The 21,894-nt window shown below is 71.3% G+C and carries 19 protein-coding genes and 1 tRNA gene; 6 read left to right on the forward strand and 14 right to left on the reverse strand.

All coding sequences use genetic code 11. From position 1 onward, the window contains the following. Positions 1–38 precede the first annotated feature (38 nt). The 3 genes from ACFXMV_RS12300 (at position 39) to ACFXMV_RS12310 (ending at position 2,611) form a co-directional block, all read left to right on the forward strand. Positions 39–1,007, forward strand: coding sequence for an ATP-binding cassette domain-containing protein (locus ACFXMV_RS12300; RefSeq protein ID WP_378499060.1), 969 nt, complete (start codon positions 39–41; stop codon positions 1,005–1,007). After that, positions 1,004–1,783 carry an ABC transporter permease gene (locus ACFXMV_RS12305; RefSeq protein WP_378499059.1) on the forward strand — a complete coding sequence of 260 codons (780 nt, stop codon included), beginning with the start codon at positions 1,004–1,006 and terminating at the stop codon, positions 1,781–1,783. The genes ACFXMV_RS12300 and ACFXMV_RS12305 overlap by 4 nt, the downstream gene beginning before the upstream one ends. An 84-nt stretch (positions 1,784–1,867) precedes the next feature. Then, on the forward strand, positions 1,868–2,611 hold the full coding sequence (locus ACFXMV_RS12310) for a TetR/AcrR family transcriptional regulator (protein ID WP_378499070.1): 744 nt from the start codon (positions 1,868–1,870) through the stop codon (positions 2,609–2,611). Between the two features lie 8 nt (positions 2,612–2,619). Here the strand turns inward: ACFXMV_RS12310 and ACFXMV_RS12315 are convergent, their stop codons facing one another. The 5 genes from ACFXMV_RS12315 to ACFXMV_RS12335 form a co-directional block, all read right to left on the reverse strand. Further along, positions 2,620–3,366 (reverse strand): MerR family transcriptional regulator, encoded by a 747-nt coding sequence (locus ACFXMV_RS12315; protein WP_378499058.1) that lies wholly within the window; start codon positions 3,364–3,366, stop codon positions 2,620–2,622. A gap of 20 nt (positions 3,367–3,386) precedes the next feature. Next, on the reverse strand, positions 3,387–3,866 hold the full coding sequence (locus tag ACFXMV_RS12320; RefSeq protein ID WP_378499057.1) for a DUF6194 family protein: 480 nt from the start codon (positions 3,864–3,866) through the stop codon (positions 3,387–3,389). A 156-nt stretch (positions 3,867–4,022) separates the two neighbouring features. Continuing rightward, positions 4,023–4,439, reverse strand: a complete 417-nt coding sequence (locus ACFXMV_RS12325) for a holo-ACP synthase (protein WP_378501056.1) — start codon at positions 4,437–4,439, stop codon at positions 4,023–4,025. Then, entirely contained in the window at positions 4,439–13,762 is a 9,324-nt protein-coding gene (locus ACFXMV_RS12330; RefSeq protein WP_378503658.1) for a fatty acid synthase subunit beta domain-containing protein, read from the reverse strand. The genes ACFXMV_RS12325 and ACFXMV_RS12330 overlap by 1 nt, the downstream gene beginning before the upstream one ends. 356 nt (positions 13,763–14,118) lie before the next feature. Then, positions 14,119–14,478 carry a hypothetical protein gene (locus tag ACFXMV_RS12335; RefSeq protein ID WP_378500651.1) on the reverse strand — a complete coding sequence of 120 codons (360 nt, stop codon included), beginning with the start codon at positions 14,476–14,478 and terminating at the stop codon, positions 14,119–14,121. Positions 14,479–14,534: 56 nt separating this feature from the next. On the opposite strand from ACFXMV_RS12335, the gene ACFXMV_RS12340 reads away from it, so the two are divergent. From ACFXMV_RS12340 to ACFXMV_RS12350, 3 genes are all read left to right on the forward strand, one after another. After that, positions 14,535–14,619 (forward strand) — tRNA-Leu (locus ACFXMV_RS12340). A gap of 44 nt (positions 14,620–14,663) precedes the next feature. Further along, complete coding sequence (locus ACFXMV_RS12345) at positions 14,664–15,080, forward strand: transcriptional regulator (RefSeq protein ID WP_378500650.1); 417 nt, start codon at positions 14,664–14,666, stop codon at positions 15,078–15,080. Continuing rightward, complete coding sequence (locus tag ACFXMV_RS12350; RefSeq protein ID WP_378500649.1) at positions 15,077–15,436, forward strand: DUF3817 domain-containing protein; 360 nt, start codon at positions 15,077–15,079, stop codon at positions 15,434–15,436. Before ACFXMV_RS12345 ends, ACFXMV_RS12350 begins: the two co-directional genes overlap by 4 nt. A gap of 86 nt (positions 15,437–15,522) precedes the next feature. On the opposite strand, the gene rdgB is transcribed toward ACFXMV_RS12350, so the two are convergent. The 9 genes from rdgB to ACFXMV_RS12395 form a co-directional block, all read right to left on the reverse strand. Further along, positions 15,523–16,143, reverse strand: a complete 621-nt coding sequence (gene rdgB, locus ACFXMV_RS12355) for an RdgB/HAM1 family non-canonical purine NTP pyrophosphatase (protein ID WP_378498239.1) — start codon at positions 16,141–16,143, stop codon at positions 15,523–15,525. After that, on the reverse strand, positions 16,136–16,924 hold the full coding sequence (gene rph / locus ACFXMV_RS12360) for a ribonuclease PH (RefSeq protein WP_378498240.1): 789 nt from the start codon (positions 16,922–16,924) through the stop codon (positions 16,136–16,138). Before rph ends, rdgB begins: the two co-directional genes overlap by 8 nt. Positions 16,925–16,947: 23 nt before the next feature. Next, on the reverse strand, positions 16,948–17,706 hold the full coding sequence (locus tag ACFXMV_RS12365) for a cyclic nucleotide-degrading phosphodiesterase (RefSeq protein WP_378498241.1): 759 nt from the start codon (positions 17,704–17,706) through the stop codon (positions 16,948–16,950). Positions 17,707–17,813: 107 nt separating this feature from the next. Then, complete coding sequence (locus ACFXMV_RS12370; RefSeq protein ID WP_378503659.1) at positions 17,814–18,437, reverse strand: rhomboid family intramembrane serine protease; 624 nt, start codon at positions 18,435–18,437, stop codon at positions 17,814–17,816. A 58-nt stretch (positions 18,438–18,495) separates the two neighbouring features. Continuing rightward, positions 18,496–19,458: a PLP-dependent cysteine synthase family protein gene (locus tag ACFXMV_RS12375; protein WP_378498242.1), complete on the reverse strand. Its 963-nt coding sequence runs from the start codon at positions 19,456–19,458 to the stop codon at positions 18,496–18,498. Positions 19,459–19,464: 6 nt separating this feature from the next. Then, positions 19,465–19,737, reverse strand: coding sequence for a MoaD/ThiS family protein (locus ACFXMV_RS12380; RefSeq protein ID WP_378498243.1), 273 nt, complete (start codon positions 19,735–19,737; stop codon positions 19,465–19,467). A gap of 8 nt (positions 19,738–19,745) precedes the next feature. Further along, on the reverse strand, positions 19,746–20,180 hold the full coding sequence (locus tag ACFXMV_RS12385; protein ID WP_378498244.1) for a Mov34/MPN/PAD-1 family protein: 435 nt from the start codon (positions 20,178–20,180) through the stop codon (positions 19,746–19,748). A 27-nt stretch (positions 20,181–20,207) separates the two neighbouring features. Next, positions 20,208–21,284 (reverse strand): P1 family peptidase, encoded by a 1,077-nt coding sequence (locus ACFXMV_RS12390; protein WP_378498245.1) that lies wholly within the window; start codon positions 21,282–21,284, stop codon positions 20,208–20,210. Further along, positions 21,281–21,871 (reverse strand): DUF2017 domain-containing protein, encoded by a 591-nt coding sequence (locus ACFXMV_RS12395; protein WP_378498246.1) that lies wholly within the window; start codon positions 21,869–21,871, stop codon positions 21,281–21,283. Before ACFXMV_RS12395 ends, ACFXMV_RS12390 begins: the two co-directional genes overlap by 4 nt. Positions 21,872–21,894: the final 23 nt, after the last annotated feature.

The raw sequence follows: 21,894 nt of genomic DNA on the forward strand, positions 1-21,894 counted from the left end.
TCGTATATGGCATACACTGTTTTACGAGAGGGCTCCCCATGACCAGACCCGACTCCCCCGGCGCGATCTCCGTCACCGGACTCACCAAGTCCTACGGCGACCACACCGTCCTCGACGGACTCGACCTGTTCGTCCCCGAGGGCGGGGTGTTCGCACTGCTCGGCGCGAACGGCGCGGGAAAGACGACCATCGTCCGAATCCTGTCGACCCTGCTGCCCTTCGACTCCGGCGCGGTCGCCGTTGCCGGCCACGACCTGCCCGGGTCGGCCCAGGCGGTGCGACGCAGCATCAGCGTCACCGGGCAGTACGCCGCGGTCGACAAGCTGCTCACCGGCCGCGAGAACCTCATGCTGATGGCGGAGCTCAACCACCTCAGCAAGCGCGAATCACGGCCTCGCACAGACGAACTGTTGGACCGCTTCGACCTCGTCGACGCGGCGGGCCGTAGGGCCGAGACCTACTCGGGCGGCATGCGGCGACGCCTCGACCTGGCCATGAGCCTGGTGGCGCACCCGAAGGTGGTGTTCCTCGACGAGCCGACGACCGGACTCGATCCGCGCAGCCGCCGCGACATGTGGACCGTCATCCGCGAACTCGTCCGGGACGGCGTGACCATCTTCCTGACCACCCAGTACCTCGACGAGGCGGACGAGCTGGCCGACCGGATCGCCGTGATCGACGGGGGCCGGATCGTGGCCGAGGGCACCGCCGACGAGCTCAAGCGACTGGTGCACGGCGGCCACATGGAGTTGCAGTTGGCCGATCCCGCCCAGCTGGACCGGGCCGCGAACGCGTTGCCCGGCGCCGTCGCGCACCCGGCCACGCTGACCGTCGAGGTGCCGACCGACGGCAGCGTCGGATCCCTCAAGGCCCTGCTCGACCGCATCGACGACGACATCTCGGTGGAGAGGTTCGCCCTGCACACGCCCGATCTCGACGACGTCTTCTTCGCCCTCACCGGCTCGCCCCGCGACGCCGCCCCGACCACGAAAGCAGCAGTCCGATGAGCACACCGACGATGCCCCGCCCCGCCCTCACAGCCGATTCGCTTGCGATGCTGCGCCGCAGCCTCAAACACCTTCTGCGCAGCCCTGACTCGATGATCATGGCGGTCGCGTTGCCGATCATGCTGATGCTGCTCTTCGTGTACGTCTTCGGCGGCGCGATCGAGACCGGCACCGCGTACATCAACTACGTGGTCCCCGGAATCATCCTGCTGTGCGCGGCGTTCGGCGCCTCGACCACCGCGGTCGGGGTCTCCTCCGACATGACCGAGGGCATCATCGACAGGTTCCGCACGCTGCCGATCGCACAGTCCTCGTTCCTGACCGGGCACGTGCTCGCCAGCGTCGTCCGCAACCTGCTCACGGGGGCGATCGTCATCGCGGTCGCGCTGCTGATGGGATTCCGCCCGACCGCCGACCCGGTGAAATGGCTCGGGGTGATCGGGGTGATCGCCGCCTTCGTCTTCGCCCTGTCGTACCTGTCGACGGCGCTGGGTCTGCTCGCGAAGAACCCGGAGGCGGCGGGCGGGTTCACCTTCGTCATCATGTTCCTGCCGTACGTCAGCAGCGCCTTCGTGCCGGCCGAGACGATGCCGTCCTGGTTGCGATGGTTCGCCGAGAACCAGCCGATCACCCCGATCATCGAGACCGTCCGCGGTCTGCTGATGGGCACCCCGATCGGTTCGAGTGCCTGGCTCGCGGTGGGCTGGTGCGCGGCGATCGCGGCGGTCGGGTTCGTCTGGGCCAACGTCCTGTACCGGAACCGGGTCACGCAATAGCTCCGAGAGTTACCCGGTACCGCGAGAAACACCAGAATTCCGGGGTTCATCGGATCCGGCGACAAAGACGGATAACCTGGGATGGTGGAGTCCATCACCAGCCGCCCAACCTCGCGCCGCGCGGACCCGGCCCTGGAGGCGGGCGCCGACCCGGCTGCGCTGTCGGCGGGCGCCGACCCGGCCGCGCTTTCGGTCCCCGACGCTCCGCAGGAACTGCTCCCCCGCAAGCGGCCGACCCAGGAGCGCAGCAGGCGCAAGTTCGACGCGCTGCTCGCCTCCTCCCGGGAGCTGCTCACCGATGTCGGCTTCGAGTCGTTCACCTGCGAGGAGGTCGCGTCCAGGGCCGACGTCCCGATCGGCACGCTCTACCAGTTCTTCGCCAACAAGTACGTGATCGTGTGCGAACTGAACCGGCAGGACTTCACCTCGGTACGCGACGAACTCGAGCAGTTCAACGGCGAGGTGCCCTCACTCGACTGGCTGCGCTTCCTGAACAACTTCGTCGATCACCTGGCGAAGCTGTGGACCTCGGACCCGTCGCGGCGCGAGGTGTGGCTGGCGATGCAGTCCACCCCGTCGACGCGGGCCACCGGCAAGATCCAGGAGCGCCAGCTCGCCGAGCAGATCTCCCGGATGCTCGCCCCCCTCACCCCGCGCACCGAACGCGACCGCCGCACGATGATGGCCGAGGTCCTCGTCCACGTCGTGTACTCGATGCTCAACTTCTCGGTCCAGGACGGGCAGAGCCACGCCGACGCGGTCGACGAGCTGAAGCGCCTGATGGCCGCGTACCTGCTCGTCGCCGAGAAGGACTCCCGCTCGACCTGAGCTCGCCGTCACGAACCGGCTCGGTCCGCGTTCGCCACGATCGCATCGTGCACGTACCGCGCGAACCCCGGTGCGACCTCATCCCACTGCGCGACGGTCACCGGGTCGGACACGTAGTGCGCGGCCACCTTTCGATGCTGCCGGTGGCTGCACGGGAAGAACCAGTGCGCCAGATGCGTCCGATGATCCTCGGCGGCCCGCATCGCGGCCTCGCCGTCCGCGGGCTCCCCCGCCGCCAACGCCGCCGCGAAGGCCGCGATGTCGGCGTCGGCTTCCGACTTGATCACCGCCCAGTCGTCCTTCGTGTAGGCCGCGGTGTGGCCGTCGACGCCCCACTGCTCCTCGACCTCCGCGAGCGCGGCGCCGAAGCGGTCGGTGCCGAAGATTTCGAGCTGCTCGGCGGCGGTCAGCGCGATGCCGGCCCCGCGGACTCGCAACTCGTGTTCGACGGCGTCGAGCAGTCCGTCGATGCGAGCCCGGCGCTCACGCAGTAGCCGGTGCTGCCGACGGAGGTGGGCGTCCGGCCGCACCTCGGGATCGGCCAGGATCCCGGCGATCTCGTCGAGGCCGAACTCGAGCTCTCGGTAGAACAGGATCTGTCGCAGCCGCGCGACGTCGGCGTCGGTGTACCGCCGGTGGTTGGCGGCGCTGCGCGCGTGCGGCGTCAGCAGCCCGACGGCGTCGTAGTGGTGGAGGGTCCGCACCGAGACCCCGGACAGCCTCGCGAGTTCCCCGACCGTGTACCCGTCGTCCATGCAGCGATCATCGCCCACCGTCATCCGCTGCGGGGGCGGCGCGCGGCGTGCGCGTGGGCCAGGCCAAGCAGGTCCCGTAGCAGCGGGAGGCTCGCCCGAGTCGGACACACGATCGACACCCAGGACTGTGCGGCGTATGCCGGGTGCGGCAGCAACCGGTCCCCGACGGTGAAGTCGATCCCGTCCGCGTGCTCGGCGTGCGCGGCGGGCGGGTACCCGAGCAGCTCCTCGAACCCGACCCGGCCGACGCCGAAGTTGACCCGAAACGCCCCGTCACGATCCAGCGCCGAGTAGGTGTCCCAGCCGGGCACGTCCTGCGTGACGATCGTCGCGAACGGGAATTTTCGGTCCGGGTCGAGGTGGGCGAAGGAGTCACCCCATGCGACCTCGGGCGCACCGCTCGCCTCGTCGGCGGTCACCACCGTCACGCCGGGCAGCGCCGCCGCCGCCTCGATCACGTCCTGTTCCGTCAGCATCTCGTCGTCGCCGTCTGCGCTCATGCCACCACGCTAGGACCTCACGCCACGTCAGGTGCAAGGCCGCCGGACACGGACGAGGCCGGCCCGCGGATCGCTCCGCGGGCCGGCCTCGTTTCTCGTCGTCCGTTCGCTGGGGCGTGTCTCCTAATCCCGAAATGGGGATTGGGAGACATGCCCCTAGTCGGCGACCGGAACCACCAGGTCGGGTTCCTCGATGACGACCATGGCGCCCGCCATGTCGCCGTCGTGGGTCAGCGACAGGTGAATGATGGCGCCCGGCAGGAACTCCGCGGCCTCGTCGTGCAGCTTGATGCTCGGCCGGCCCCAGGCGTCGTTGATCACCTCGATCTGCACGTAGGCGTTGTCACCCACTGACGGCGGACGGGCGAACCGGGACGATGCCCAGGCCTTGATCACCGCCTCCTTCGCCGCCCAGCGCACCGCGTAGTGGCGCGCCGGGTCGGTGCTCTTGGACTCCGCGTAGCGGCGCTCGCCCGGCCGGAAGCTGGACAGCATGGCCGTGCCCGGACGCTTCATCTGCTCCGCGAACTCGGAGACGGTGACCAGGTCGTAGCCGATTCCCAGGATCGCCATCAGTTGCACCCCGGCTTTCCGGAGCGGTAGACGTCGTCGGCACCGAGCCGCGCCTGCTCGTGCAGCAGCATGTCCGCCTCGAGCTGGCGAGCCGCCTTGGCAGGCACCGCGTCCCCGCCGAAGCGACGGTCCGCGGGCCGCTCGTACAGGTCCGCGCCCCCGCACATCGCCGACGCGAGTCGACGCTGCCCGGCGATCGTCCGCTCCTGCGCCTTGGCCAGGTAGTCCGCGCGCTGGTCGGCCGGGATCGACTCGACGAACGCCTGCGGGTGCACCACCGCGATCAGGCCGGACACGTGACCGAAGCCGAGGCTGGTCAGCAGGCCCGCCCGGAGCGGAAGCTGCTCGCCGAAGCGGAGCGGCTCGCGCGGCCAGACCAGGTGCGAGAACTCGGTCATCTTCTCGTCCACGCAATCCAGGCTGCGGTTCGGCGGGATGACGCCCTGAGCGAGCACCTGGCACAGCCCGATCAGCTGGAACGCCGCGGCGCCGCCCTTGGCGTGGCCGGTCAGCGACTTCTGCGAGACGACGAACAGCGGTGCGCCCTCGCTGCGACCCAGTGCCGACGCGAGCCGCTCGTGCAGCTCGGCCTCGTTGGGATCGTTTGCGGCCGTCGAGGTGTCGTGCTTTGACACCACCGAGATGTCGTCCGCGGTGACGCCGAGCGCGTTGAGCGAGAGCGCCAGCTGCGAGTCCTGCCCACCGCGACCGGCACCGAGGGCACCGATACCGGGGGCCGGGATCGAAGTGTGCACGCCGTCGGCGAACGAACCCGCCCACGCCACCACACCGAGCACCGGCAGGCCCATCTCCAGCGCCAGGTCGCCCCGGGCCAGCAGGATGGTGCCGCCGCCTGCCGACTCGACGAACCCGCCGCGTCGGCGATCGTTGGCACGGGAGAAGCGACGCTCGTCGATCCCCTTGGCCAGCATGTCCTCCGACTTCGCGGTCGCCGACATGTCACCGAAGCCGACGATGCCCTCGATGCCGAGATCATCGAACCCGCCCGCGACCACCAGCTGCGCCTTGCCGAGCCGGATCTTGTCGACGCCCTCCTCGACGGAGACCGCCGCCGTGGCGCAGGCCGCGACCGGGTGCACCATCGCGCCGTAGCCGCCGACATACGACTGGACCACATGTGCCGCAATGACGTTCGGCAGAGCCTCCTGCAGGATGTCGTTGGCCCGCGACTCCCCTAGCAGGGTGTCGATGTAGAGCGAGCGCATCGAGGTCATGCCGCCCATGCCGGTGCCCTGGGTGTTCGCCACCGTGGAGGGGTGCACCCAGCGCAGCAGTTCCGAGGGGGTGAAGCCGCCGGTGAGGAACGCGTCCACAGTGGTGACCAGGTTCCACAGGCCGACCCGGTCCACCGACCCGGCCATGTCCGCGGGGATGCCCCACTTGGTGACGTCGAAGCCGGTGGGGATCTGGCCGCCGACCGTGCGGCTGAGCTTCACCTTGCGCGGCACCCGGATCTCGGTGCCTGCCCGGCGGGTGACCTGCCAGTCGCCGCTGTCCGGGACGGCCGCCGCGACGGTGTGCTCGGGGTCGGAGTCGACGAAGGCCCTGGCCTCCGCCTCGCTGCCGACCACGAAGGTCAGGTCGTTGTCGAGGAACACGGAGGTGAGCAGCGGGGCCGTGTTGTCCACCATGGCGCCCTCGTCGCCGTAGGTGCGGATGCCGCACCGCTCGACGACGACGTCGTGGTAGCGGTCCGCGATCTCCGCCTCCGGCACCAGTTCACCGGTCTCGGTGTCGTACCAGCCGGCGACCGGGTCGCTCTCCCAGGTGACCAGACCGGTGTTCCAGGCGAGCTCGAGAACGCCTGCCGCCGAGAGCTTCTCGTCGACCTCCATCTCGAAGCGGGTTCGGGACGAGCCGTACGGTCCGAGCTCGCCTGCGCCGACGATGACCACCAGGTCGGACGGGTTGACGTCCAGCTCCGGCCACACCGGTGCGGGCAGCGCGTCCACGAGCCGCGGCGGTGCGGGCAGCGCGGCGACGGTGTCGGTCGCGTCCTCCTCGGATTCGTCCGCCGCTGCGGCCTTCTCGGCCTCGGCGGCATCCTTTGCCAGCGCCACCAGGTCCAGCTTCACACCCGCGAGGCCACCGGTCAGGTCCAGCTGGACCGGCGCGACGGCGGCCGCGGACACGGTCTCCGGGGTGCAGGCGGCCAGCAACTGCTCAGCCATCTCGTCGGTGGACCAGGTACGCACGCCCTTGGCCTCGACGGCCTCGACCATCGGGTCGTTGCCGCCCATCAGGCCGGTGCCGCGCACCCAGCCGATCAGCGCGTGGACCAGCGTGACCCGCTCGGCCCAGGTGCGCTCCGCGTTCCAGCGGGTGACCACCGCGTCGAGCGCGGCCTTCGACTCGCCGTAGGCACCGTCGCCGCCGAAGAGGCCACGGTTCGGGGAGCCCGGGAGCACCACGTGCAGGTGGGTGTCGACGTCGCGGTCGTAACCGATCTTCGACAGCCCGCCGATCAGCCGCTCGACCGACCAGAGCAGGACCCGCATCTCCATCTCCGCGCGGGCGCCCGCGTCGGAGAGCTCGCCGCCGACTCGGGGCGCGGCGAACGGGAACAGCATGGTCGGCGTCACGCCCTCCTTGACCAGCTTCTTGGCCCCGCCTGCGGTCTCGGTCTGCTCGTCGCCGATCCACTCGATGAGGGAGTCGACGTCCGCGTAGGAGGCCATGTTCGCGGGCACCACCCACAGTGCCGCACCGACACGGGCGTTGGCGCGGTACAGCTTCCGGTAGAAGCCGAGCCGCTCCGAGTCCAGCCGCGAGGTGGTCACGAAGACCGTCGCGCCACCGCGCAGCAGCGAGCCAGCGACCGAGGCCGCGATGGAGCCCTTGCTGGCGCCGGTGACCACGGCGACCTGGTCCGCCCACACACCGGGCTCGTCGTCGGCGACGGCGGCCGCCGCGGCGATGTCGGCGTAGGCCGCGACGAGTTCCTCGCGGCCCTCGGTCTCGGCGCGCTGACGCCACCAGTTGGCGTGCGCCGCCACAGCATTACCCGCGCCGGAGAAGTCCGCCTCGGTCACGGAGACCACTGTCGCGTGGTCACCGACCCACAGCCGGGCCAGGTCCTCGCGGGCCGTTGCCCACCGGTCGTCGATCAGGACGGCCTTGCGGGCGTCGAACGCCGGCGCGACCAGACGCGGCCAGTCCGAGCCCAGCTCGGCAGACACCAGGTCGGCCAGTTCGGTGTCGGCCGCGACCGCCACAGCGGGCTCGTCCTGCAGGCCGAGCTGCTCGAGCACGAGCCGGGCCGCGGAGGCGAGCACGCCGTTGCGTCCGGTGATGTGCTCGGTGAACTCGCCGAGCGCGGCGGCGTCCACGGTGCCGCCTGCCCCGCCGCCCACTGCGGGCATCGACACGGCGACGCCCCGACGGGAGGCGACGGACTGGACCGCGGCGTCGATCACCGCGTCCACCGCTGCGCCGTCGGACAGCGCGCCCTCGTGCAGGCCGCCGAGCGACCCGCCGCGGACGCTCGACCCGTCGCGGGTGCCGAGCGCCACCTCGGCGGTGACGTGGCTCGCCCAGCCTGCGCCGAGCTCCCAGACCTTGGCGACCCGCTCCGCGATGGCGGCCGGACGCTTACCCGAGGGCCCGAACACCTTGCGCAGGTGGTCGTTCACGGAGTCGGTCAGCACCGGGCCGAACGGCTTGTAGGTGCGGGCCAGCTTGTTGACGGTGACCGCGAGCGAACCCATGTCGGCGTCCGCCGCGCCGTCGATGGCGCCGAGGGAAAGCTCCGCGCCGAGGTCGACGAGCAGCTGGTTGCGGCGCGAGGACACGCCGTCGCAGAGCGCCTCGATGGTGTCGACGGGACCGATCTGGTCCGGGCGCAGCTTGGTCCACAGCCCGATGAGCACGGCGGTGGCGTCGGACGCCGAGAACGCGATGTCGTCGGGGCGCGGGCCCGCGCTGGTGGCGACCGGGGCAGCGGCCGGCGCGGCGGCCGCGGGAGCGGCAGCTTCGGCGACCGGAGCCTCGGGCGCAGCTACATTCCCCGTCGCTTCGCTCGCCTCGTCGTCCTCCACCGGCGCCGGGTCGGTGTCGGTGGAGAACACGACGCCTGCCTCGCGCTCGATGTTGAGCACCTCGACCGGGCCACCGAAGCGGCCGGGCAGCTTGAGCGTCTGCGAGGCCAGGTTCGCCACGGTCGGCACCGCGCCGAGACCGATCTCGACGAAGCGCTCCACCCCGAGGCCGCCGTCGGACTCGTCGCCGAAGAGCAGGTCCTGCGTCTCGATCCAGCGGACCGGGCTGGCGAACTGCCAGGCCAGCAGTTCGGCGAGCACGACGCGGGTCAGCGCGGACGGGTCCGCGGCGTGCGTGTCGAAGTCGGCGAGCACGACGGCCAGCTGCTCCGAGGGCACCAGGTCGGCGATCTCCTGCACGAACTCACGCTCGAGGGAGAACGGCTTCGGCACCAGGTTCGGGATGTACCGACCGATCAGGATCGCGGGATCGATCTCCTGCGGCAGCAGCGCGAGCAGCCGTTCGCGGAAGTCGTCGACGCCACCGCGGAGCACCGTGGAGTGGAACGGCACGTCGATGCCGGGGATCTGGATGTAGGCCCGCTTGCCGCCGAAAGCCTCACGGCGGACGTCGATCTCCGCCTCGAGGGCGTCGAGTCCGGCCACGGTGCCCGCGATCGCGTACTGCGAGCCGCGCAGGTTCAGGTTCACGATCTCCAGGAATTCCCCTGTCTCCGAGGCGACGCCCGCCACGAACTCTTCGAGGTCCTCGTCGGCCACGCCGATCTGCGACGGCCGGATCGCGGCCAGGCGGTAGTTCGAGCGGCCTGCCGCGTCGCGGGGCACCAGGGCGTGCATCGCGGAGCCACGCTGGAACACCACCTCGAGGACGGCCTCGAGCGGCAGCACACCGGCGACCGCGGCGAGCGCGTTGTACTCGCCGACCGAGTGACCGGCCAGCAGCGCGCCCTCGACGAAGGCGCCGGACTCGCGCAGCTCGGCGACCTGGGCGACGCCGAGGGTGGCCATGGCGACCTGGGTGAACTGGGTCAGGTGCAGCACGCCGTCGGGGTGCTTGTGGGTGACCCCGCGCGCCTTGAGGACGGTCGGGTTGTCGCGGACCACGGCGAGGATCGAGAAGCCGAGGGCCTCGCGGGTGTGCTTGTCGGCACGGTCCCAGATCTCGCGGGCGGCCTTGGAGCGGGCGCGGGCGTCGAGGCCCATGCCCGGACGCTGGATGCCCTGGCCCGGGAAGGCGTAGACGGTCTTCGGCGCGTCGGTGCGGCCGGAGGCGACCATCACCAGGTCGCCGTCGACGCGGCAGCCGACCTCGATGACCTCGGCGCCGCCGTCGAAGGCGGTGCGGTCCACGCGGACGTCGATCTCGGCGCCGGGCCGGACCATGCCGAGGAAGCGCGCAGTCCAGGCGGTGAGCCGGCGCGCCGGGACGGTGGCCGTCGGGTCCACCGCCGTCACGACCTGCTGGGCGGCGGCGGACAGCCACATGCCGTGCACGATCGGGCTGCCGAGCCCGGCGAGCAGCGCGGCGGCGTCGCTGGTGTGGATCGGGTTGTGGTCGCCGGAGACGCCGGCGAACGCGCCCATGTGCCGCGGCGCCACGATGGTGGCCTGACGGCGACGACGGCGCGGGGTTTCGGTGGCGGCGTCGGTCAGCGAGCCGCCTGCGCGGGCCGGGTCGGCGAGCTCGGCCTTGCCGGTGCGGCCGCGGATCGCGAAGCGCTCCACCAGCTTTGCGAAGGTCGGCGAGGCGGTGCCGTGCTCGCGCATGGCCCCCACCTCGACGTGCACCTCGACGACGCGACCCATGTCGGTGTCGACGACCGCGACGGACTCGGCCTTCACGGTGAGCACGCTGGTCTCGGTCGGGATCGCATCGACCAGGTCGACCGCGTGGTCGAGGTGGACCAGGTCGAGCATCCCCTCGATGACGTGGGCGCCCTCGCCGGTGGTGGCGGCGCCGAGCACCGCGAACACGGCGGGCCAGCAGGCGCCGACCACGACGTCCGGCACCGCGCTGGTGCCGATGGACAGGGACTCGGGCAGCCCGGCGCCGGTGACGCCTGCATGGTCGGCGATCCGGTCCGGAACCCAGGCGAGGTTGACCCGCGCCACCCCGTTCTTCACGGCGGGCAGGTCCTGGCCTGCGGCGACCCCGAGCAGCGCCGACATGGCGGCCTCGGCGTCGGCCGCGGTGACAACGGGGGCGCCGCCGTCGCGGGTGGAGGCGGGCACGGTGATCCGGATCCGCACGGCGCGGTCGGCGACGAGCGGGACGGTCAGGTCGGCGTGCTCGGCATCCACCGCGTGCAGGGTGGCCCCGGTCCGGGTGTGGGTGGCGACGGCGTCGTCGGCGACGGTCCAGTCGGCGAGGTCGCCGAGCCGGTGCACCGGGTTGCGCGTCAGTCGCGACGCCCACAGCACGTCGGGCGCGGAGAGCACGACGCCGAGCAGCCCGCGGGCGGCGGCATGCCTGCGGCTCGCGACGGCGGTGGGCGCGACGCCCTCGGCGAGCAGTTCCTCGGTGGTGGCGCGCTCGAAGCGGTCGAGCAGATCGCCGACCGGCTCGTCGACCTCGGTGATGCCCGCGACCGCGACGGTGCCGGGGATGATGCACACCTGGTCGGCGGAGTAGCGCGAATCATGCGCCTGCCACAGGGAATCCGACCGCCACCAGCGGCGGACGTCCTTGTCGATGACCGGCACGAAGTTGACCGGCTTGCCCGCGGTCTTGCACAGCGAGGTGAAGAACGGGACGTCGGCCGGGTGCAGCACGGTGCTGCCCGCGTCCGGGTAGGCGGCCTTCAGCGCGCACAGCGCGGCTTCCGGGCGCTCGAGCGTCAGCTCGTCGTTGAACAGGGTCCGGATCGGGCCGCGGTCGTTGCGGTGCAGCCGGGCCTCGGCGCGGCGGAGCATCTCGGCGAAGCGGTCCCGCCAGGTGCCGTCGAGCCACACGGACTCGGTCGCGTCGGCGTAGGCCTCGGCCCAGTCGGTGCCACAGTCGAAGGTCTTGGCCGAGTCGATGCCGACGGCCAGCTCCAGGTAGCGGCGCAGCCAGCGCTCGTAGGTCATGGTGGCGACGTCGCCGAAGTAGGGCTTGGCGGTGACGTCGAGCGCGGCGATGATCTCGTCGCGGCGCTGCGCGACGGCGTCGGCGTCACCGGCGACCTCGTCGAGCAGGCGGCCGGTGCGCGAGGCGGCGTTGTCGATCTCGTGGATGTCGGCGCCGAGCTGGCTGCGGCCCGAGGCCATGCCGCCGGTCGCGGTGCCCGCACCGACCCAGTCGGGGGTGCCGGGGGTGTCGACGAGCAGCTGCTTGACGTCGGGGGCGGTGGTGGCCTCGAGCGTCGCCATGGCGGCGGTGCCGACGAGGATGCCGTCCACCGGCATCGCCGGGTATCCGGCCGCGGTGGACCAGCGTCCGGTCAGGTAGTCGGCGGCCCGCTCCGGGGTGCCGATGCCGCCGCCGACGCAGATCACCAGGTTCGGCCGGGCGCGCAGCTCGGCGTAGGTGGAGACCAGCAGGTCGTCGAGGTCCTCCCAGGAGTGGTGACCGCCGGCCTTGCCGCCCTCGATGTGCACGATCACCGGGAATTCGGGGACCTCGTTGGCGATCCGGATGACCGAGCGGATCTGCGCGACCGTGCCCGGCTTGAACGCGACGTGGCCGATGCCGACCTCGGACAGCTCCTCGATCAGCGCGACGGCCTCGTCCAGCTCGGGGATGCCCGCCGTGACGATGACGCCGTCGATCGGGGCGCCCGCGGCGCGGGCCCGCTGCACCAGCCGCTTGCCGCCGAGCTGGAGCTTCCACAGGTACGGGTCGAGGAACAGCGAGTTGAACTGCACGGCGCGACCCGGCTCGAGCAGCGTCTGCAGCTCGGCGACCCGGTCGGTGAAGATCTGCTCGGTCACCTGCCCGCCGCCCGCCAGCTCGGCCCAGTGGCCGGCGTTGGCCGCGGCGGCGACGATCTTCGCGTCCACCGTGGTCGGCGTCATCCCGGCGAGCAGGATCGGGGACCGACCCGTCAGCCTGGTGAACGAGGTCTCCACGCCGACCTTGCCGTCGGGCAGCGTCACCAGGGTGGGACGGAACTGGGTCCACGGCTTCTGCACCTCCGGCGCCGCGCCGGGGGTGACGAGGTTGCGCTGGCCGCCGCGGGTGGAGGCGGCCACGATGCCGACGCCGCGCCCGCGCAGGGAGCCGGCGGTCATCCGGGTGAGCAGGTCGCCGGGGCCGAGGTCGAGAATCCAGGCCGCGCCCGCATCGACGGCGCTGTCCACGGAGGCGACCCAGTCGACGGGGTCGACCAGGCACAGGCTCGCGAGCCGACTCGCGAGGTCCGCGTCGAGGCCGCAGCGGATGGCCCAGGCACCGACGGTGTCGACGGCGTCCTTGAGTGCGGGGTGGTGGAAGCCGATCTCGACGGCGAGCGGCTCGAACACCGGGGCGAACACGGCACCGCCGCGCTTCTTGGCCTCGCGCTCTCGCTCCTCGTCCGCTGCGACCTGCTCGGCGCGCTGCTGCACGCGGGCCAGCTGGGCAGGCGAACCGGAGACCACGACGCGGCGACGGCCGTTGCGGATGGCCATCACGGCGGCGCGCTCGGCCTCGACGCCAGCGGAGACCTCGTCCACGATGGCCTGGATGCGGGCCGGGTCGACGTCGGAGATGGCGAGCATCGGGGCGCGCTCGGCGCCGCCGATGACGCCGCGGCGGCGGCCGACCAGGACCGCTGCCGCGCCGATCAGCTGCGCGATGGCCAGGAGGGAGCCGTCGGTGGCACCGCCGTCGGCGACGGCCTGCGCGCCGAGCATTCCCTGCGAGTGGCCGATCACGGCGACCGGCGCGGTCTGGGCAGGGTCGAGGCCCTGCAGACGCAGCGACCGCAGGGCGGCGAGCTGCGCGAGGAAGACACCCGGCAGCGACACAGAGGCGGAGGTGAGCGCCGCGGCGGACGGGCCCGCCGGGGTGGCGTCCTCGTCGACGACGTCCTGTTCGAGGATCCAACCGATGGGATCGAAGCCCGCGGGCCGGACCACGAGCAGGTCCTGTGCGACCGGCGCGAGGATGGCGGCCGCCTCGTTGACCAGACCGGTCATGTCGGGCTCGAGGCCGTTGTCGCGGATCAGCTCCTCGAGGGGGGCGAGCCACGCGGCTCCCTGCCCGCCGAAGGCGAGGGCGTACGGCTCACCGGCAAGGAGCCGATCGCGCAGCGGGGACTTCGGGGACCCGGCGCGCGCAGATGTCCGCGCCCCTCCGGTGCCGTTTCCCTTGCCCACCGGCGTGCTCTCGTCGATCGTCACGATTGACTGTCCTCTCCTGGTCGGTGCCCACCGAGATCTCTGGCCACACACGGCACATCGGCAGGCCGCGGATGGATCTTCGGGGACGCGATCAGGCTCGCACAGAATTATGAGGACTTCCTCACGTTTGCGTCCAGGACGAGCGTTCTACCAGGTAGTAGGCGTGACCTGGCTCACAATTCGGCTCGCGAAGTGACTCGCGAGTAAGGGGAGAATGTGCTGGCTGGATCGAAAACGGTCCGACCCGAAACCTGAGGAACCCCTCATGTTGATCGTTATCAACTCGTTATAAGCGGCTGCGCCGCCCGTGCGCGCTTTGTACCCCGATCGGGGTGAAAAGCGCTCACAGTTCCGGCTCACGCGGGCCGCGGGTCGAGGCGACGCGCCATGGCCCCCGGATCGTCCACGCCGACCACCAGCGCGGCGAACGACTGCCCCGAGAGCTCGATCCGCAACGCCTGCTGCCCCCGGCGCACGTCCACGAATTCCCGGCGACCCCGCGACCGCCAGGTGCCGAGCTTGCGCCCACCGGGCACCCCCAGCCCGGGCGCGCGCATTCCGCGCGGCGCCGAGGGCCCGTCCGGGCACACCTCGACCGAGCGGATCGAACTCAGCGGAACCTCGACGTCGCCGTGGAGTGCGCCGAAGAACCTCAGATTCCTGTGCCCGAACTGCCACACCCAGACCGCGAGCTGGGCTGGTCGAAATCGTGGCACGCGACCGACCTCCAACACACCTGACGACCGCGCGGTGGCGTAGTCTGTTCCGGCACGCGCGAGTGGCGGAATGGCAGACGCGCCACACTTAGGATGTGGTGTCCAACGGACGTGGGGGTTCAAGTCCCCCCTCGCGCACCACAGATGTGACCGTTACCTCCTACACGGCGTCATAGAGCGATCCGATGCTCAGGTACCGTCGTTGTGTGGCCAGTTCACCTTCCCGTCGCAGACCAGCGCTGATTCTGTTCGTCGTCATCGTTGCGGCCGGATGCCTCGCGCTCGGCTGGTGGCAGTGGAGCCGCTTCGCGGCGGTCGGCGGCACCGGGCAGAACCTGGGCTACGCCTTCCAGTGGCCGCTGTTCGCCGCCTTCGTGGTGTACGCGTATCGACGATTCGTGCAGCTCGAGGACGGAGACCCGGCCGAGGCCGCCCAGTCCGTCACAGAGGTCCGCGAGATCCCCGCCGACGTCCTGCCCACGCGCACCCGGCCGGACGACCGGAGACTGGACGCGGCCAACCCGGACGACGAAGCCCACCAGGCGTACAACAACTACCTCGCGCAGCTCCGAGCCGGCGAGGCCGATAGGAGCAGCACGTGAGCACGGCCCCCGACGACACCGTCACCGCGACACCGGTCCGCGACACCAAGAAGATCGCCTCGGCGCTCCTGCGCTACCGCGTGCTGGCCTACGCCACAGGCATCTGGCTGCTCGTGCTCACCGCGGAGATGGTCGCGAAGTACGTCTTCAAGGTCGACAACCTGCCGAGCTGGATCGCGATCGTGCACGGCTGGGTCTACTTCGTCTACCTGATCCTGACGATGGACCTCGCGGTGAAGGTGCGCTGGCCCGTCGGACGGACCATCGGCACGCTGCTCGCAGGCACCGTCCCGTTCCTGTCGTTCTTCGTCGAGCACTGGCGCACCCAGCAGGTCAAGCGCGACTTCGGCGTCTGACCCACCCTCCCCCATCTCCCCAATGTCACAGTGGTTCGCGTCAGCCGAACCACTGTGACATTGGGGAGATTGTGTATCGGGGTAGGTCAGTCGCGAGCGGCCAGCGCCGCGATCGCGGGCACCAGCTGCGCCAGCGCCCGGCCGCGGTGCGAGGCCGCGTCCTTCTCCTCGGGGGTCAGCTGCGCCGCCGAGCGCGACTCCCCCTCCGGCACGAACACCGGGTCGTAGCCGAAGCCGCCGTCGCCGCGGGGCTCCCGCGCGATCGCGCCGGGCCAGGTGCCGCGCACCACCGACTCCTCGCCGCCGGGCACCACCAGGGCGCACGCGGACACGAAGGCCGCTCCCCTGCGCTCGTCCGGCACGTCCGACAGCTGCGCGAGTACCAGCGCGGTGTTCGCCGCGTCGTCGCCGTGTCCGCCTGACCACCGCGCCGAGAGCACCCCCGGCATCGCGTTCAGCGCGTCCACCTCGAGTCCGGAATCGTCCGCGACGCACGGCAGCCCTGTCGCCGCCGCCCCGTCGCGGGCCTTGGCCAGCGCGTTGCCCTCGAAGCTCGGCGCGGTCTCCGGCGCCTCCGGGAAGGGCGGCACCTCGTCGAGGCCGACAAGGTCAATTCCGCTCACCCCCGCAGCCTCGAGCACCCGCCGAAGCTCCTTGAGCTTCTTCGCATTTCGGCTCGCGACGAGAAGTCGGACGGCGTCAGGCACCGAACTTCTTCTTCGCCGCCTCGGGCTCCTTCGGCTCCGGCAGCACGCCCGGGTACGGCAGCGCGAGTGCCTGCTTCTGCACCTCGAACAGCTGCTCGCAGCCGGCCAGCGCGGAGTCGAGCAGCTTGTCCAGCGTCGTGCGCGGGAAGGTCGCGCCCTCGCCGGTGCCCTGGACCTCGACCAGCGTGCCGGTGTCGGTCGCGACGACGTTCATGTCCACCTCGGCGCGCGAATCCTCCTCGTAGGGCAGGTCCAGGCGCACGCGGCCGTCGACGACGCCGACGCTGACCGCGGCGATCGCGCACGACAGCGGCTGCGGGTCGGCGAGCCGGCCAGCCGCGCGCAGGTAGGTGACCGCGTCCGCCAGGGCGACATAGGCGCCGGTGATCGCGGCGGTGCGGGTGCCGCCGTCGGCCTGCAGCACGTCGCAGTCGATGGCGATGGTGTTCTCGCCGATCGCGGCGAGGTCGATGCAGGCGCGCAGGGAGCGGCCGACCAGCCTGCTGATCTCCTGGGTGCGTCCGCCGACCTTGCCCTTGACGGACTCGCGGCCGCTACGGGTGTGGGTCGCGGCGGGCAGCATCGCGTACTCGGCGGTCAGCCAGCCGAGCCCGGAACCCTTGCGCCAGCGCGGCACACCCTCCTCGACGCTCGCGGTGCACATCACGCGGGTGCCGCCGAATTCGACGAGAACCGATCCGGCCGGATGGCTCGTGAAGCCCCGGGTGATCCGTACCTCGCGGAGTTCGTCGTCCGCCCTGCCGTCCAGTCGTCTGCTCACGGGCGCAAGCCTAGTGCCTGGGGTCAGATGTCGAAGACGTCCCCGGGCGAGACGGCATGGACGGGTCCGGAGAACTCGGCCTTGGCCTCGGCGATGACGTCCTCGCGCGAGGTCCACGGCGGAATGTGGGTGAGCAGCAGCTCGTCGACCCCGGCCCTGGCGGCGACCTGCCCCGCCTCGGTGCCGGAGAGGTGGATGCCCTTCGGCCGATCGGGGTGGTGCGTCCACGACGCCTCGGCCAGCAGCACGTTCGCGCCGCGGGACAACTCCACCACGTCGTCGCACATCCCGGTGTCGCCGGTGTAGACGAGGGTCCGGCCCGCTGGGTCGCTGATCCGCAGCCCGTACGCCTCCGGCGGATGGAACACCCGGCGCGAGGTGACCGTCAGGGCGCCGTGGCTCATGGACCCGCCGTCGGTGAAGGCACGCAGGTCGATGGTGTCGGAGATGTCGTCGAGCTCGCCTCCGCACTCCGACGAGGCCGCCCCGATCCGACAGGCGGTGTCCGCCGGGCCGCAGACGACGGCCCTGCCCTCGGGCGGATTGGGGTGGTACCGACGCCACACCAGCAGGCCCGGCAGGTCGAGGCAGTGATCGGCGTGCAGGTGGGTCAGGAAGACCGACACCTGGCCGGGGTCGGCGTAGCGCTGCAGCGCTCCGAGCACGCCGGGGCCGAAATCCAGGACCGCGGGCGGGGTGTCCGGCGCGGTCAACAGGTAGCCCGACGCGGGCGAGTCGGGGCCCCCGACGCTGCCGGAACAACCCAGGACGGTGATGCGCATGTTTCCCATGCTGCCACGCCCACCTGATCCGGAAAAAGCTTCGGGTGGAATCGAGACCAAACGCGGGGGTGCGGCCGGCTGCGCCGGGCGTCACACCTGCGCGTTCGCTAGGTCTTCAATGCCTTCGCCTCGCGCGCCTTGCGGACGTCGGATGCCAGGACCCAGGCCGCGACGACGCCGCCGATCGCACCGAACAGATGCCCCTCCCAGGAGATCCCGGTCCGGCCGGGGAGCACGCCCCACAGCGCCCCGCCGTAGATGACCAGTACCACCAGACCGATCGCCAACTGCCCGAAATGCCGGGTGAAGATGCCGCGGGTGATCAGGTAGGTGAGCCAGCCGAACACCAGGACGGAGGCGCCGAGATGGGTGCTGACCGAGCCGAACAGCCAGACCCCGACGCCGCCGATCACCCAGATGATGCCGGTCGCCGCGAGACCGCGGCCGATACCGGACAGCAGCACCAGGAAACCGAGGACCAGCAGCGGGATCGTGTTCGCGACCAGGTGCGCCCACCCGCCGTGCAGCACGGGCGCGAAGACGATCCCCCACAGCCCGTCGACGGTCCGCGGCTGGATGCCGCCGTTGTCGAGGCGAGCCGTGACGAGCATGTCGATGAACTCGAGGACGTACAGCGCGACCACGAAGCCGCCGATGACCGCCGCCGCCTGCTGCCACACCGGACGCTCGCCCGCCTGCTTGGTCGCGGGCCGGTTCGACGCCCCCGCCAGGCCGGGGTCGGTGTACTTGAACGGGTCACTCGGGGTGCTCACGCCGAACCTCTTTCCGTCACGCCCACAGCTGGCCCTCCAGGGCCGCCTCGGCCTCCTCGAGGGTACCGGCGTATGCACCGGTGGACAGGTACTTCCAGCCCCCGTCGGCAACGATGAAGGCGATGTCGGCGCGGCCGCCCGCCTTGAGCACCTTGGCCCCGACGCCGAGGGCCGCGTGCAGGACGGCCCCGGTCGAGACGCCCGCGAAGATGCCCTCCCGCTCGATCAGTTCCCTGGTCCGGCGCACCGCGTCGAACGGGCCGACCGAAAACCTCGAGGTCAGCACGGACTCGTCGTACAGCTCCGGGATGAAGCCCTCGTCGATGTTGCGCAGGCCGTAGACCAGCTCGCCGTACCGCGGCTCGGCGGCGACGATCTCGATGCCCGGAACGTGTTCGCGCAGAAAGCGCCCGGTCCCCATCAGCGTTCCGGTGGTGCCGAGCCCGGCCACGAAATGCGTGATCTCGGGCAGGTCCCGCAGCAACTCCGGGCCGGTGCCCTCGTAGTGCGCGGCCGGGTTCGCCGGGTTGCCGTACTGGTAGAGCATCACCCAGTCGGGGTTCTCCGCGGCGATCCGCTTCGCCTGTGCCACCGCCTCGTTGGAGCCGCCGCGGGCGGGCGAGTCGATGATCTCCGCTCCGAACATGGTCAGCAACTGCCTGCGCTCGATCGAGGTGTTCTCCGGCATCACGCACACCAGCCGGTAGCCCTTGAGCTTGGCGGCCATCGCCAGCGAGATCCCGGTGTTGCCGCTGGTCGGCTCAAGGATGGTGGCGCCTGGCGTGAGCCGTCCGTCCCGCTCGGCCTGCTCGATCATCCGCAGCGCGGGCCGGTCCTTCACCGAGCCGGTGGGATTGCGATCCTCCAGCTTGGCCCACAGCCGCACCGGCGCTTCGCCGGTCCATCGCGGGGAGAGCCGAGGCAGCCCGACCAGCGGTGTGTCGCCCAGGGTCTCGATCAGCGAGTCGTACCGGGCCACCGCGGATCAGCCTCCGGCGACGGCGGGCAGGATGGTGACCGAGTCCCCGTCGGCCACCGCGGTGTCGAGTCCGCCGGAGAACCGCACGTCCTCGTCGTTGACGTAGACGTTCACGAAGCGGTGCAGCTTGCCGTCGTTGATCAGCCGGTCCTTGAAGCCAGCGTGGTTCGCCTCCAGATCGTCGATCACCGCGGCGAGGGTGGAACCCGTTGCCTGCACCCGCTTCTCGCCGTCAGTGTGGTTGCGGAGGATGGTGGGGATGGAAACGATGATGGCCATCGGGGCTCCTAGTGTGGGTTCTGCGCGAACGTGTAGTCCCGCACCACGTCCACCGGTTCCTCGGTGACCTCGCCGTCGATGATCCGGTAGCTGCGCAACTCGTGCGACTTCGGATCGCGGGTCGAGATCAGCACGTAGTGCGCGCCCGGTTCGGAGGCGAAGGAGATGTCGGTGCGGCTCGGGTAGGCCTCGGTCGCGGTGTGCGAGTGGTAGATCACCACCGGCGCCTCGTCGGCCGCCTCCATCTCGCGCCAGAGCCGCAACTGCTCGCCGGAGTCGAAGCGGTAGAAGGTCGGCGAGCGCTCGGCGTTGATCATCGGGACGTGGCGCAGCGGCAGGTCGGAACCCTCGGGCCCGGCGATGATCCCGCAGGCCTCATCGGGGTGGTCGGCGCGGGCATGCGCGACCATCGCCTCGACGAGGTCGGATCTGATCACCAACACCTGCGCCTCCCGATGTGTTCGCCCAGCTTAGACGTCGAATGCTGACGGAAACAGCTCCCGGTAGCTCGGTATTCCCGCGACCGGGGTCGCCGCGAGGACGGCGCCGACGATCGCGGCCTGCACGACGTCGGCCGCGGCCGCGCAGACAGCGTCGAGCACCGGCAGGTCGGAAGGAAAGGCGGACGGTACCGCCGCGGGCGCCGTCGCCGTGGTGCCGGTCGCGAGGGCGAACAGGGTGTCTCCGTCCAGTGGCGAGTGCGCGGGCCGGATCGCGCGGGCCAGGCCGTCGTGGCCCGCGACCGCGACCCGCCTGCACCCGGCCTTGCTCAGCGCCGCATCGGTCGCCACCACCCCGATGGTGGTGTTCAGCACGGTGCCCTTCTGTCCCAGCGCGACCGCAGCGGCCAACTGGGCGGCGTCCGGGATCCGCATCCCCCAGCCGCCGGCCTCGGCCGCCCCGACGCCCCACGGCAGACCGGTGCCCGGATCGAACACGGAGCCAACCGGATTGGCGACGACCAGCGCCGCGACGGTCACCCCCTCGGCGGGTCCGGCACCCAGCACGACGCTGGCGGTGCCGACGCCGCCCTTGATGACCCCGGCTCGGGCGCCGACCCCTGCACCCACCGAGCCGACGGCGAAGTCGGCGGCCGCCGCCACCGCCGCGAGGAAGCCGTGATCGGCGGTCGGCCGCACCGACCAGTCCCCCACCGGCAGATCGAAGATCACCGCCCCCGGCACGATCGGCACCACATGACCGTCGGCGTCCATCGGGATGCCGCGGCCGTGCTCCTCGAGCCAGCGCATCACCCCGTCCGCCGCGGCGAGCCCGTAGGCGCTGCCCCCGGTCAGCAGCACCGCGTCGACCTGCTGGACCGTGTGGCTGGGGTCGAGCAGGTCGGTCTCGCGGGTGCCGGGTCCGCCGCCGCGCACGTCCACGGACGCGATGGCACCGCCGGGAGCCAGCACCACGGTGCAGCCGGTGGCCCGGCCGGAGCCGAGCGTCGCGTCGTGGTCGAGTTCGCGGTGGTGCCCGACGAGCAGGCCCTGCACATCGGCGAGCGAGTTCCGCGGCCCCCGCGCGCGCCCCCCGGCCCCCGTCACGGAACGAGCACCTGCACCAGGGAGTCCTGCATCCAGGTGAGCCAGTGGTAGACGTCCAGGTGCGGTGCCCGCGGGTCGTCGGGCTCGAGCTCGTCGGGGGTGTCGGCGTCGATGCCGATCGTGGTCCCAAGGGCGAGGCGCACGTCGTTCAGCCCTGCCAGCCACGCGTCGGCCTGCTCGGGGGTGAGCGAGACCCTGCCGCCCTCGGCCGGAACCGTCTGCAGGATCACCGAACCGGCCGCCAGCTTGGCGTCGATGATCTCCGGTTCGTGCAGACTGCGCAGTGCCGCATTGATATTCGCGCCCTGCGCAGAATTCTGGCCCGTTCCGGCGACGTCCCGGTCCACATCGGACCGATAGAAGTCGGGCAACAGGCGGGCAAGCGCGGCATCCGTTGGTGCGTCACTGTTCCCGGTCCGCAGGCCGGTGAGTTCGGCGAGATCGTCCTGCGGCGCCGCGGCGGCGCGGTCCTCGAGCAGCGAGAGGACGGACGAGACCAGCGATCGGAGAACCGAGGCCTCTCGTGCGTCCATCTCGGAGCGAATCTTCACGCCGCCCAGCGAATTCTTTCGACTCCATGTGCGCACGTCGCGTACCTGCGGGTCCTTTC

The organism is Rhodococcus sp. NPDC059179 (genome assembly GCF_042754885.1).
GTDB lineage: Bacteria > Actinomycetota > Actinomycetes > Mycobacteriales > Mycobacteriaceae > Rhodococcus_G.